At 62.1% G+C, this 12843-nt stretch carries 14 protein-coding genes; 10 read left to right on the forward strand and 4 right to left on the reverse strand.

Annotated elements, in window-relative coordinates:
- Window positions 1-67: 67 nt before the first annotated feature.
- The 3 genes from OCL88_RS17070 to OCL88_RS17080 all read left to right on the forward strand — a co-directional run bounded on the left by OCL88_RS17070 (window position 68) and on the right by OCL88_RS17080 (window position 3901).
- Complete coding sequence (locus tag OCL88_RS17070) at window positions 68-394, forward strand: hypothetical protein (RefSeq protein WP_264963284.1); 327 nt, start codon at window positions 68-70, stop codon at window positions 392-394.
- 40 nt (window positions 395-434) lie between these two features.
- On the forward strand, window positions 435-2039 hold the full coding sequence (locus OCL88_RS17075) for an amidohydrolase (protein WP_264963285.1): 1605 nt from the start codon (window positions 435-437) through the stop codon (window positions 2037-2039).
- A gap of 662 nt (window positions 2040-2701) precedes the next feature.
- A complete protein-coding gene (locus OCL88_RS17080) occupies window positions 2702-3901 on the forward strand; it encodes a cation:proton antiporter (protein ID WP_264963286.1) in 1200 nt (399 codons plus the stop codon).
- 864 nt (window positions 3902-4765) lie between these two features.
- Here the strand turns inward: OCL88_RS17080 and OCL88_RS17085 are convergent.
- Together OCL88_RS17085 and OCL88_RS17090 are read right to left on the reverse strand one after the other, a co-directional pair.
- A complete protein-coding gene (locus OCL88_RS17085; RefSeq protein ID WP_264963287.1) occupies window positions 4766-5029 on the reverse strand; it encodes a lipopolysaccharide assembly LapA domain-containing protein in 264 nt (87 codons plus the stop codon).
- Between the two features lie 362 nt (window positions 5030-5391).
- Entirely contained in the window at window positions 5392-5910 is a 519-nt protein-coding gene (locus tag OCL88_RS17090) for a DUF421 domain-containing protein (RefSeq protein ID WP_264963288.1), read from the reverse strand.
- A gap of 166 nt (window positions 5911-6076) precedes the next feature.
- On the opposite strand from OCL88_RS17090, the gene OCL88_RS17095 reads away from it, so the two are divergent.
- Both OCL88_RS17095 and OCL88_RS17100 read left to right on the forward strand, forming a co-directional pair.
- A complete protein-coding gene (locus OCL88_RS17095; RefSeq protein WP_264963289.1) occupies window positions 6077-7414 on the forward strand; it encodes a DUF2254 domain-containing protein in 1338 nt (445 codons plus the stop codon).
- A gap of 45 nt (window positions 7415-7459) precedes the next feature.
- The gene (locus OCL88_RS17100) at window positions 7460-7936 is read left to right on the forward strand and encodes a hypothetical protein (RefSeq protein ID WP_264963290.1); all 477 of its coding nucleotides are present in this window, start codon (window positions 7460-7462) and stop codon (window positions 7934-7936) included.
- A gap of 690 nt (window positions 7937-8626) precedes the next feature.
- Here OCL88_RS17100 and OCL88_RS17105 read toward each other — a convergent pair.
- A complete protein-coding gene (locus OCL88_RS17105; RefSeq protein ID WP_021472040.1) occupies window positions 8627-8812 on the reverse strand; it encodes a hypothetical protein in 186 nt (61 codons plus the stop codon).
- Between the two features lie 203 nt (window positions 8813-9015).
- On the opposite strand from OCL88_RS17105, the gene OCL88_RS17110 reads away from it, so the two are divergent.
- The 5 genes from OCL88_RS17110 (at window position 9016) to OCL88_RS17130 (ending at window position 12216) form a co-directional block, all read left to right on the forward strand.
- Window positions 9016-9426 carry a four-helix bundle copper-binding protein gene (locus tag OCL88_RS17110; protein ID WP_264963291.1) on the forward strand — a complete coding sequence of 137 codons (411 nt, stop codon included), beginning with the start codon at window positions 9016-9018 and terminating at the stop codon, window positions 9424-9426.
- 74 nt (window positions 9427-9500) lie between these two features.
- Window positions 9501-10055, forward strand: a complete 555-nt coding sequence (locus OCL88_RS17115; RefSeq protein WP_021472042.1) for a DUF305 domain-containing protein — start codon at window positions 9501-9503, stop codon at window positions 10053-10055.
- A gap of 392 nt (window positions 10056-10447) precedes the next feature.
- Window positions 10448-10531, forward strand: coding sequence for a hypothetical protein (locus OCL88_RS17120; protein ID WP_231942046.1), 84 nt, complete (start codon window positions 10448-10450; stop codon window positions 10529-10531).
- Window positions 10532-10880: 349 nt separating this feature from the next.
- Window positions 10881-11978 carry an ATP-binding protein gene (locus OCL88_RS17125; RefSeq protein WP_021472044.1) on the forward strand — a complete coding sequence of 366 codons (1098 nt, stop codon included), beginning with the start codon at window positions 10881-10883 and terminating at the stop codon, window positions 11976-11978.
- A gap of 19 nt (window positions 11979-11997) precedes the next feature.
- Complete coding sequence (locus tag OCL88_RS17130; RefSeq protein WP_021472045.1) at window positions 11998-12216, forward strand: hypothetical protein; 219 nt, start codon at window positions 11998-12000, stop codon at window positions 12214-12216.
- Window positions 12217-12408: 192 nt separating this feature from the next.
- On the opposite strand, the gene OCL88_RS17135 is transcribed toward OCL88_RS17130, so the two are convergent.
- Window positions 12409-12837, reverse strand: a complete 429-nt coding sequence (locus OCL88_RS17135) for a DUF4913 domain-containing protein (RefSeq protein ID WP_021472046.1) — start codon at window positions 12835-12837, stop codon at window positions 12409-12411.
- Between the last annotated feature and the right edge of the window lie 6 nt (window positions 12838-12843).

The raw sequence follows: 12843 nt of genomic DNA on the forward strand, positions 1-12843 counted from the left end.
CAGGTCACACCCTAGTTAGAGACCGGACCCTTACACACTCAATGAAACACCCTCTGCTATCGCCTTTGTGTCCTACCAGGCCATCTGCCAACTGGCGCCAACTCTGCTGCTCGGAATCTTCTGGCGCCGTGGCACCGCGATGGCAGCCAATGCTGCAATGATCTCTGGCATCCTAGTGGCCGCCGTACTGGAGCTCCTTTACCCCAGCCCCCTCTCCATCCCCTGGCTCGGAGGACTCACTTCCGGGGTGGCCGGCCTTATCGTCAACCTCACCGTCTACGTGGCCGTTACCTTGGCCAAGCCTGCGCCACGCGCCGAACAGGAACGCGTTGACGCACTGTTCGAGGATCTCGACAAGAAAGAAGTTCTGGAACTCAGCCGCCAGACCGCTTAAGGCAAAGGCCGGAACAACCGCACTAGCAGAAGGAACACCCATGACCGCCGCAGATTCCATCGTCCTTGCCAGCAAGATTCACACACTAGACCCTGAGAAGCCGGCCGCCACCGCACTCGCCATTAGGGGCGGCCGGATTGCCGCCGTCGGCCATTATAGGGAGGTCGAACGACACCGGGGAGCTGACACCGTCATCCATGATTACGGGCAGGCGACCATCGTCCCAGGCCTCAATGACAGCCATACCCACGTTGTGTCCGGCCTGGATCTTGCCAGAGGCCTTCAGCTGACCGACAAGGAACCCCTCGCTGAGGTTCAACTTATCGTTCGCAATGCCGCCGAGGCTACCGGATCAGACGGATGGGTAACTGGATGGGGGGTGGACCCCAACCTTTTCAGCGAAAGTGGCTTCAACGGCCGGATCTTCGACGAGGCGACGGGCGCAGTACCTATGTTCCTGCGGATGCGTGATGGCCACTCGGCTGTCGTCAACTCTGCAGCACTTGCTGCTGCCGGTATCACCGGTCGCGTGGACTTCTCCGACGAGTCATTCATTGATGTAGACGATGACGGACGTCCAACCGGCTATCTAGTCGAGTTCAGTGCGATCGACCTGGTGATGAAGGTGCTTCCTCAGGAACCCTTCGAAGTCCGCGCCGAACAGCTTCGTGGAGTACTCAACGGGATGTCCGAAGTGGGAATCACCTCCACCCACGTGATGGATTTTGCCGAAGGGTCGGGGGACCTGATCGCCCATCTGGAAACTGTCGGTGACCTTCCCCTGCGACTGCGGTTCTCACCTTGGGTCAACGCAGGCGCATCCCTAGTGGAGCTTGAAGAAGCCGCCGCGTTACAAGGGGCCGGGGGACGTCGGTGGCGCGTGGAAGGGGTGAAATTCTTCATCGACGGCACCATAGACAACGGGTCGGCCTGGCTGGAGACCCCGGATTCCTATGGCGAAAACAAGGAATCCGTGTGGACCGATCCGGAAGACTTCCAGAAAGCCCTTCGGTTCTTCATTGATCGTGGTATTCCCACAGCCACGCATGCGATCGGCGACAAAGGTGTTCGCTACGTTCTTGAAGCACTCGAAGCCGCTGGGGATTCGAGGGACCTTGCCGCGCATCGAATCGAGCACATCGAAACCCTACCTGACGAGCTCATCGCCCGTTTCGCCAAGCTGGGGGTGGCGGCAAGTATGCAGCCAGTGCACGGCACGCACCACACCCGTGCCGACCGCACTGACAACTGGTCAGTACGCCTTGGGCCCGAGCGTGCGGCTCGGGGCTGGCGCTGCCGTGACTTGCGTGAAGCCGGTGTAACTGTTGCACTCGGCTCCGACTGGCCCATTACCCCCTTTGACCCCCGGGCTATGATGGCCGACTCCATCCTCCGTCGGCCTGTGGAGCGACCGGACCTCGAACCCATCCAACCCGAACAAGCCCTTACCCCGCTCATGGCATTGGAGGGTTACACAAGCCACGCGGCCTACGCCGCGGGGCACAGCCTAGAAACAGGAACAATCACTGTTGGGAAACGGGCCGACCTGACCGTAATGGGGTCAGATCCGCTCCAAGTTTCAGCTGAAGAGTTGGCCCGAACCATAATCGTGACGACATTCGTAGATGGCAGGCCGACACGCTAGAACCTCGGCACGAGCAGGGGCGGTTACGACAGTGGTGCAATCTGTCACAGATTATCGCGTCGTAGCCGCTGGCTACGGCCCCCGAGCATGGGCTTGATTGTGGCCGAGGACGGCGTACTGAGCGGACCCAAATTGTCTTACACCCCAACCTGACTTTTAACGGCACTGGAGCAGCTCGCCACCAAGGTTGATCACGAATTTCACCCCACGGGCGCTGAAGATGCCCGTTAGGTCCACGACCACCGGCGGCAGAGGCCAGTGGCCTGAACAACGAGCCACACCAGGGCATGCCCCCGGGCAGCAATGCCTTCAAGGCTTTACGTGGCCGCTTGCCGTCAGCTACCGGTGCCGCAATTTCGAGGTCATTGCAGCACCGGCGCATACACCTGATGCCGAGCAGCAGCCGCAAGTGCGGATGGTGCTATGAAATCTCGAGTACGACGGTCGTGCTGGACTATCCGTGCAGAGGAACCCCGCAATGCCGTCTGCGCTGACAACGGCGACCATATGTACCCCTCCCCAGCACCCGCAGTCTTTGGGCCACCCATACCGCCGCACCGGTACGTCATCCAGTTCTGCAGGGCCGGTTCGTGAATGGAAACCCACCCTAGGTTCTAGTGCGACCTATTTCTGTTTAGGCTGGCAAGATTGAGGAGGTGTCTGTGGCCACTGCGTTGCTGTTGTCCTTCGCCGTTTTGCTGCTCATCGGGGTGCTGATCTCCGAACGGGCCCACAGGACAGTGCTGTCCACTGCGGTGCTTTTCCTTCTGGGAGGTTTTCTGCTGGGGCCGGGAGCTCTCGGGATTGTCACCGTCAGTTCGGGGGATCCGATCGTAGGTGGGCTGGCGGAACTGGCATTGTTCTCGGTGCTCTTCACAGACGGGATGCAGGTCGGGTTCCGGGACCTCCGCACTGCCTGGCGGCTGCCCGGACGGGCCTTGCTGCTCGGCTTGCCACTAACTCTCGCCCTGACCGCCGTTTTCGCCCACTCTATTGTCGGGCTGCCGTGGCTCGAAGCGTTCCTCCTCGGCGCCATCCTCGCCCCAACAGACCCAGTGTTCGCCGCGGCCATCGTAGGCAGGAAGGAGGTCCCCGGCCGTCTCAGGCACCTGCTCAACGTTGAATCCGGCGTCAACGACGGCCTGGCGCTGCCCATCGTGCTGATCCTGCTCGCCGGCGCCGGGGGCAGCAACACCCACGGAGATGAACTGCTCATCGAAATCGTCCTCGGTATCGCTGTCGGTATCATCGTTCCGGCCCTCGTGCTCGGGCTCGAACGCCTCCCGTTTCTGCAGGCCATCCGATCCCTGCAGCCCCTGCTCGCCGTGTCCATCGGGCTGCTGGTCCTGGCCATCTGTCAGGGAACCCACGCGAACCTCTTCCTCGGCGCCTTCGCCGCGGGCATCACGGTCGCCACCTTCGGGCCCGAAATCCGCCACGAGTTTGAGCAGTTCGGAGAACTCGTCACCGAACTGCTAAAACTCGCTGCCATCATGGTCTTCGGTGCCCTAATTACCCCGGCTTTCCTCTTCAGCGAGATTCCCCTCTCTGGATGGGTCTTCGCACTTTTCGCCCTTCTCATTGCCAGGCCCCTCGCTCTTTTGGTCTCCTTCATCGGAGCCAAGCTCAGCCGGGGAGAACAGATCACCGCCATGTGGTTCGGGCCGAAAGGCTTCGCGTCGGTGGTATATGGCCTGATCATCCTCGAATCAGGTATCCCCCTGGCCGACCAGATTTACCACTTGGTTGCCCTCGTTATCGTCCTCTCCATCCTTTCCCATTCCTCCACCGACGTGGTCATCGCCCGCCGGTTTGGCCGCAACCAAAGCCCTACAGGACAAGCAGGCATCCCGCCCCACTGAAAAGGAGCCACGAGAACCCCGCTGGCGGAGGACGAGGAAAGTGCGCATTGGCACCCTAGCCGCAACCTCACCGGTGCGCGCCCTGTAGAAGAAGACGCCAAAGCCCGGAAGGGAGTGCCGTCTTCCGTGACGCGGTGCTGCCGAGCGAAGCTGAGGTGGAAACTCAGCTGCCCCATTTTTTCTGTGGCGACGAGGGCGGGGACGGCGATGAGGCTGCGATCCCGCACCTCTGCCCTGACCTTGGGTACGGAGGCGCCCAGAGTCTTCGACGAGGCCAGGTCCGTAGGATTCCCGGACCTGGTTGGTGCGACCTCGGATGTCGAACGGACAGAATCGTCGTACCGCTCCGGGGGCCGCCAGCTCACGCAGCTACTTAACGCAAGGCGTTACGTGCACGGTAATCGATACCGGCATCGTTCTCGGCATGTCAGGGGTCCCACTGCGATCGAGAAAGGCGTTCATCGGAATCAATTGCAGAGGCTTTATCGGGGTTGTTCCCAAGTTCCGGAGTTGCTGCTGGTAAGGGTTTCTCCTGGAGTCAGGTAATGCCGGAAGGTCAGGGACTTTCAGCATGCTCTCGCAGATAAGCCGGTATCGGCCAGGCTCATCACCTTTACCTGCACTAGGTTCCGGTGGTGGCTGTGTTGGCATGTGAGACGGCGAACCGTTCGAGGTCTGGTGGTTCTGCTTCCGTAATGGGAGACCAGGTGGCGGAGGGCAGTGCCCCGGAATGTTGTGGGAGGTGGTCTGCCTGGGTCGGTGCGCATCCGGTGACGGAAATCAGGAGCGCCCCAGCCAGCGCGGGAGCAACCCACCACCATGTCCTCTGCTGGCGTCCCTTGCGGTGCAGGGTATTGACGGGGTTCAGCCATGCCCATCGGTCGTCCTTGGCCGGTGGGCGGGGAGGGGCCGTGCGCAGGTGTGGTGTCGAAGTTGCAGAATCCGCGCGGTTCCTGCGATGGCGACGAGGATCCCGCCGCTGACGGCGGCGATCAGCAACGCCAGGCCCAGGGAGAAATCCGCTGCTGCCCCGACATACCGGACGGTGACGCGGTCCTGGTTTTGGACGGTGAGCAAAATGAGCAGGACCAGGACGAGCAGCCCGGCGCTGGTCGCGGCCCAGGCCATGCCGAGCCGGGTTACTGGTGTGCTCTGCGGGTCTGCTTGCTCGGGCGGGGTTGCGTTTGGGGCGTGGTAGTATCACGTTCAGCCGTCGGCGCGCATCGGCCGGTTCGTGCCGTCCTACTGGTAAGGGTTGCTGCGCCATGTCGCGTCACCGTCGTTACTTCCCGGGTCCTCCGTGGACCATCTGTTGTCAGCCTACGCCTCGTCAGGAAGTGCTCGAGGAGGCTTTGCAGTTGCAGGTTTACAACGAAAGCGGTGCTTGCCTGGCTGATCTTGTACGCAAGCGACAATAGCGCTGTTTGGGTGCTGAGGGGGTTTATCGGGGTGGGCCCTGGCACTGGTCGGTGCCGCTGGCGGGCAGCCTGTCAGGACCCTGACATCCCGGTGACTCCGTGCAGCGCTGAGGCGTTGCCGAGCTTGCTCTTGGGGATGACGCTGAGTGTTCCGTTTGTTTCCAGCACCACGGCGGCAACGTCTGCCACATCTCCTGCCCCGGTTGCGCGGATGGCTTGCAGGATTTCTGATTCGCTGAGCCGGTTCTTCCGCAACTGGGAGTGCTGGATTTCCCCGGATACAACCAAAGCTGCGGGCTTGGACGCCACGACGGTACGCGTGGCGGGGACATGCGCAGAGGCCCAGGCGACAGCGAACTGAAGCGCTGCCAGCACCACCAGGGCGGTCAGCCCTTCGAAAAACGCCACGTCCTGGCTCAGCAAAATGGTCGCAAGGGTTGAACCGAACGCAACGGTGACCAGGAAATCAAAGGCGTTCAACTGTCCCAGGGTTCTCTTGCCCGAGAACCGCAGCAGGACCACCACCGAGGCGTAGGAGGCGGAACCGACAACAACGACACGGAGGATCTCCGCCCAGGAATCAAACCACATAACAACAAACTCCTTCGACACAACGGGTGGAGAAAAAAGATGTTCCCCTGCAAGGACGGACAGTAGTCTTAGTACCCATCGCGGGGTCAATGCCACGACGCCGGTCACGGTACCGATGTCAGGCTGTGAGATCTTCAATTCGGCTATCAAGGCGGGAGGCAAACCAGTGAACAGCAGGACTGACCGCTGGGCGGACGCGATCCGGACCCGGCTCTGGCCTGTCCCGACGCTGGCGGTTGCCCTCGCCGTAGCATTGGGGACTGCCCTTCCGGCACTGGATGCAACAGTTGATGGGCAGCTACCCGGGAGCGTGAGCGTGCTCCTGTTCAGTGGTGGCCCGGAAGCTGCGCGGGCCGTACTGCAGGCGATCGCCGGTTCGCTGATCACCGTGACGTCATTGACGTTCTCCCTGACAGTGGTCACGCTGCAACTGGCCAGCAGTCAGTTCTCCCCGCGGCTACTGCGGACTTTCTCCGCTGACCGGTTTGTGCACGGGACGCTGGCACTTTTCCTGGCCGCATTCGCATTCGCCCTGACCGTCCTTCGCAGCGTCCGGGGAGAGGGCAGCGGGCATGCGCCGTTCGTCCCCGAAATATCTATCACGATCGCGTTCGCACTGGCCATTGCAAGCGTGATCGGACTTGTGCTCTTCCTCGCCCATCTGACACGCGAGATCCGGGTGGAAACGATGATGCGCACCGTCAACAAAGAAACCCAGGGCACCATGGACCGGGTCTTTCCAGCGGACCGGCCCGCGCAAGGCCCCGCGCCCAGGCCCTTGGCCGAAAGCTTCCGCATCCAGGCAGAATCCTCAGGTTTCCTCACTTCCTGGGACGAAGCCGCCCTCTTGGAAGCGGCCAACAAGCACGGCGCTGTGCTGCGGCTGGACAGGGAACCGGGCAGCTCCCTGATACAAGGTGTTCCGTTCGCTACCGCATGGCCACTGAAGACGGGAACACCCGTCACGGCCAAGGATCGAGCCGCATTCAGCATTGCAGTCAACGCCGCCGTCGCAACCGGTTTCGAACGCACCAGCGTCCAAGACCTTGGGTTCGGATTCAGGCAACTCGTTGACGTCGCCGTACGCGCCCTCTCCCCCGGCATCAACGACCCGACCACCGCTGTCCACATCATCGGCCACCTCTCCTCCCTCCTATGCCGCCTCGCCGAACGCGAGGGCGGCCCTGAGCAGCTCACCGACGACGAGGGGCGAGTCCGCGTGGTGCTTCCCCTTCCGTCCCTGCCCGAACTCCTGGGCCTGGCCATGACCCAGATCCGGCACTACGGAGCAACAGATCCGGAAGTGGCCCGCCGACTCCTCCAGCTCTTGCACGAGCTGGCCTTCTGCGACCGGAAACGATCGCTCCGGATGGTGATCCTGGAACACTTGGACCACCTGCGCGATGCCATCACCGCTTCGTCGCACCTCGAACGGGAGCGCCAAGAGCTGCTGGACGACATTGACACCTGCGCCGCAAGTGTAGAGGTTGGCGAGAAAACGTGACGCCAACGTGACCTGCGCTACTTGATGCCAAGCTAGGCTTGGTGAGTGTCCACGACGAAGTGGCCAACCGCCACGCGCCCCGACGGGCCACCGGCCGCGATCGGACGCCCCGGCCCGCTGCAGATCACGTTCATAAGCCTGCTGTTGACCCTGATCGCAGCGGGAGCAGCCTCCTACTATCACGGCAGCCGCTATGCCCTGATAGGACACGACACAGCCCTTTCCGCTCCTGCCCAGCCCATCGGAGTCACCGAAACACACTCTGAAGTGGCCCCCGCCCATCCTGAGGCCCGGACCGCACTCGCCCAAGCCGGGCACCTGCCGGATCAAAATACCGAAGAGAAACGCTGCTGCGAACGACGGCCGGCCCCTCGAAGCGAACCGCCACCGCTGCTGGCCTGGGCCGTCAATCCGCCCGATCTTCCCCCTCGCGCCCCGCAAACGGGTGCCCACGCCCCTGCCCTACCCGGGCCTGAACTCCGGGCGTTCAGACTCATCACGCTATCGGTCAGTCGTACGTAAAGGCACCCTCGTTCTCCACTCGCCGGTACCTGCGGCTACCTTCAGGCCGGAACAACCTCCCGCAACCCCTGCGCCGGAAGCGCTGCGTCCCAGGTCCCGGACTTAATCAGGCCCCTGGCCAGCGCGAAGAAACCGTTCATGCTTGACCCAATCGAAACGGACCACCACCATGGCACAGCACAAAACCACAGCACCCGCCACAGTCCCTACCGACCCGCAACTGCGTCGGATGCTGGCCACCCACATCCACTGCGGCGAAAAAATGGAACCCGTCCACCTGCCCAACACCCAGGATCCATCCGGGCCGACACCGTCATCCGGCCAGAGGGTGGTCACGTATCGATGCTTCTGCGGATTTTGCTTTGACGAGACACCAAATTAGGACAGAAGCCCGGCAAGAGCTGCGACCAATCTAGTAAGTATGCTGATCTTTTACTAAGGTAGGAAAAAGACACTGACAGCACAACGGAGGGCTGACCCGCTTTGGCACCTGCGTCCGCACGGACTCCGGCCACCTCATGGGCGGTGGCATGCATTGGACTGTGCCTGATCGTGCTGGTCACCGCAGTGAGCGTTTGCTCCGCCGCGCTGTGTGCCCGGATGCAACACCCGGCGGCGCACGGCACCACTGCAGTCCACGCCATACAGCCGGCCAGTAAAGCTGACATGCCGGTTCCAGCGTCCCGGCCTTCAGGCAGTCCGGCCCATGATTCCTGTTGCGTAGCGGACGGGCGCCAGCTCCTTGCCGTCCTTCCGACGCAGCGGCTGCTGCCGGACAACCAGGCGACTGTGATCCAGGTAGAGACCACTGCCGCCGGGAAGGCGGGTCAGGTACCCCTCGGTGCTTTCGATCCTGTCTTGGAAAGACGGGACCATCTGACGCCGTCGTTGTTCGTCCTCTCGATCAGCCGCACGTAAACCGGCCCTTGCCTCCCCCAACCAGCAATTAGAGGGCCGGGCTGGTTGGCGCCGCAGTACCCGGGGGCTGTTCCATGACTGCCACCCCATTTCAGTCGAACCCTGTGGATTCCGGCCGTGGCCTACGGTCCTTGGCCGGCAAGGAGAAGGAGAGAATCACCATGACACACCACGTTTCGTCCATGCTCGACACCTACCCGAAGGACCTGGGCGGGGTGGACAAGGAAAAGCTGGCAGCATGCATCGAGGCCTGCTTTGAGTGCGCCCAAACCTGCACGGCCTGCGCCGACGCCTGCCTGAGCGAGGACATGCTCGCCGAGCTGACCACATGCATCCGTACCAACATGGACTGCGCTGACATCTGCAACACCACCGGGCGGGTCCTGTCCCGGCTCACCGCCTATGACGCCAACGTCACCCGCACCCTCTTGGAAGCCTGCCGCACCGCGTGTAAGGCCTGCGGGGATGAATGCGCCCAGCACGCAGAAATGCACGAACACTGCCGGGTCTGTGCAGACGCCTGCCGCCGCTGCGAACAGGCCTGCCAAGACCTGCTATCCGCACTCGGATAAGCCGCCAACACCGGCCAGCCGTTCCGCCGCCCCGGTAGCGGCGGAACGGTGCCGGCCCGGCAAAGGAGACCCCAATGAGTCCAGCTGACAACCACCCTGACACTCCCAGCGCCCACGGCCAGCTCCCGGGCAAAAAGGACGGCAACACTACCGCCCCGCAGCGGAACGGCGAACACCATTCAAGGATGTACATCAAATTCGCCATCATCATGCTGGTCAGCCTCGGCACCATGTGGGTGCTGTCCATGTCCATGGTGCGCTCCATCGACCACTTCTACTTCAACCTGAGCAACTTCTGGATGGCCCTGCTCATGGTCGCAGCCATGGGCATCATCATGACCCTCGGCATGTGGTCCATGTTCAAGAACCGGAAAGCCAACATCGCCATGCTGGCCGGGTTCGCCGTCCTGTTCGGTGCCGTCTTCGCCCTCGGACGCACCGAGACGTTCGTCGGCAACGAACAATTTCTTAAATCGATGATTCCCCACCACTCCCGGGCGCTGCTGGTCTGCCAGGAATCAGACATCACCGATCCTGAAATCAAGGAGCTCTGCAACTCGATCGTGAAGTCCCAACAAGAGGAAATCAACCAAATGCAGGCAATCCTTGACCGCTACGAACCCGACTGAGAGGACCCTGACACCAAGCCGCGAAAAGGCATGCCGGCAACTCGCTCTGCCAGCTGTACAGGGCCCCGGGCCCGGTCCACTCCCCTGATCCAGCCCCGGCATGACAACCGGGGCGATTACGGCCAGCCAAGACTACGAGAACCACTTGCGGGGCCGCGAGATGCACAGTGTCCGGGGCCAGAGCGGTCCTAATTCCCGCCCGGTGGAGATGGGGGGTCTCTAGTGACTCCCTAACGCCCAACTGCGCAGCACCCGGTTTCGCGAATCCGAAACACGGCAAGCTACCTGGGCTATCCATACGTTTGCTGTTGCCGTAAGCCGATCTGCTCGCTGCGGACCTGAAAGCGGCCATGTAACGCCGGACGGTGATTGATCTGTCGACCGGAATCATCATGGCTGAAAACCGCTGTACCCGGGAACAGGCCTTCGAATTCCTGGATCAGGCATCGCAGAACCCGCAACCAGAAACTGCATGACGTCGCCGCGGACATCATCGGCAAACGAAACGGTGCACGTGTCGCCAACGACCCACTTCGACAACTGAGGCCCGCTGGGCCTCCCACACAAAAGCGAAGCTCGGGAACGTGGAGGGCCCGCACACTGCAGAACGGGCCATCCAGCCCCGCCCTGTGCTTTCGCGAGACACATCAACCAGGCCAGCTGCATCTCAAGATGCCATCAAGAAGTGGGATGGACCACGCTTTCGACCTGATGAAAGGTCGCGGATCACCGGGGGACAGAAAGGGCCCCTTCTTCGATGTGTGCCCCGGGAGGGTCTAGACTCACAGGGACTCACAAGACTCACAAGGACTCACAGGATCTGCGATGATGAACCCCTTCCGGCCAACGGCCGGCGCCACTCCTCCTGAGCTCATCGGCCGCGAGGGGACTCTTGATGAATTTGAGTATGGCTTGCAGCTTGGTTCCGGGGCGCCCGGGCTGTTAACCATCATTACCGGCGCCCGCGGCATCGGCAAGACTGCCCTGCTCAGTGAAGCCCAGGACAAGGCCGCCCAGCAAGGATGGGTGGTCATACCGGAGACCGCCACGCCCGGGTTCCTGGGGCGGATGGGTGAGACCATGCGTGTCCATTTGGAGGAGCTCGGCTCCGGCCCGGCAGGGCGGAGGGTCACAGCGTTGGGGGTGGCTGGTTTCACCGTGACCACGCAGTTGCCGCCGGAGCGCCAGGTTGACTGGCGGCGGCTGGGAAATCAGCTGCTGAAAGTTCTCGCGGAGCAAAAGACCGGCCTGCTTTTCACCGTTGACGAAATCCACTCGGCAGACCGGACGGAACTGTCCCAGCTCGCCGCCGACGTCCAGCACTTCGTCCGCGAGGGACTCCCGATCGGGCTAATCTTCGCCGGACTGCCGGCAGCAGTCTCGGACCTGCTCAACGAGGGAGTGGCAACGTTCCTGCGCCGTGCAGACCGCATTGACCTGCACGCCGCGACCATCACGGCGGTCGAGCGCTCCTACGCCAGGACCTTCCGCGATACCGGCATCAGCATCAGCGATGACCTGGTCCAGCACGCGGCGAAGGCCACCGGAGGGTACCCGTTCCTGATCCAACTCATCGGCTACCAGCTCTGGCGACAAGCCGAAATCAACAACATGGCACTCGAAGAAAAGAACGTCCACCAGGCCATTGACGCCGCCATCCGCCGTCACGAGACCACGGTGATAGAGGCCGCACTCTCCACGGCATCGGATAAGGACAAGGATTTCTTGCGTGCCATGGCCGTAGACGACGGCCCTGTCGCCGCCGGTGACATCGGAAAGCGGCTGGGCGCCAAGTCCAACGTCGTCGCCAATTACCGGAACCGGCTCATCGCTGCAGGACTCATCGAAGCCCCCGCCTACGGCAAAGTCGACTTCACCATCCCGGGCCTGCGGGAGTACCTCCGCAAGACAAGCGACCGATAACGAAGCTACGGAGCGCGCCATGACCAGGCCTGAGAACCACTTCATCCTCTCCGACGAAGACCTCATCAAAATAAGAGCTGCCGCCCGGATACTTGAGGAGCTGGATTCAGCCCGCCCTGCGGAAATGAATGAACTCTTCTACGCAGCCCACTACTGGGACCTACTGGAATCCCTCCGTGACTTGCTGGAAATGCTCGACTTCGGCAATACGACCGAGCATCGCGGCGCCCCCGGGTAAGCCTCAACCAACTAACTTGCCGCCCATCCGTCAAGGCTCATGTGCTGGACCACGTGTGCACATCCAGGGCGTACCATCCGAAGGTTTTGGACGAAACCGGTGCCGAGAACACTCTGCTGCGCTATGGGACGCTCTTACCGTTATCGGCTTTGTTCTGTGGGGACACGGCCCGACGGGGCGTTTTCGTACAGGTCAGGGCTGGATGGTTCTGGCGTCTGGAAACCAGCCGTCGGGTGCTTTCCTGGGTTCGAGGAGTTCGGGTTCGCGGTGTTCTTTCATGTCGCAGTTGTAGAACGGCCCTTGAGGGTCCAGGAGGACGCGCATGTGGTGGTCTGCGTGGTCCCGCCACCAGACGCTCATGCCGGTTGCCGGGTCAAGGCGAAGGTGCTCCCAGGCCCGCCAGAGTGCTGCGACCCGGGAGACGGCTTCGGGGTGGAAGTACCATTCGGTGCACCACTTGGCCGACTTTCCCGTGACGTTGCGAACATAGGTGGGCAGCAGCTGTTCATGGAGGAATTCTTCGGCGGATCCGTAGACGAGTTCCGGCGCTTTCTCTTCATCCCGGCCGTTCACAGTCGGCAGCGGCGTGTCCGTGTCGTACAGGTCGAAATCATTCGCCATGGACCT

The organism is Paenarthrobacter sp. PAE-2 (assembly GCF_026013155.1).
GTDB lineage: Bacteria > Actinomycetota > Actinomycetes > Actinomycetales > Micrococcaceae > Arthrobacter > Arthrobacter ureafaciens.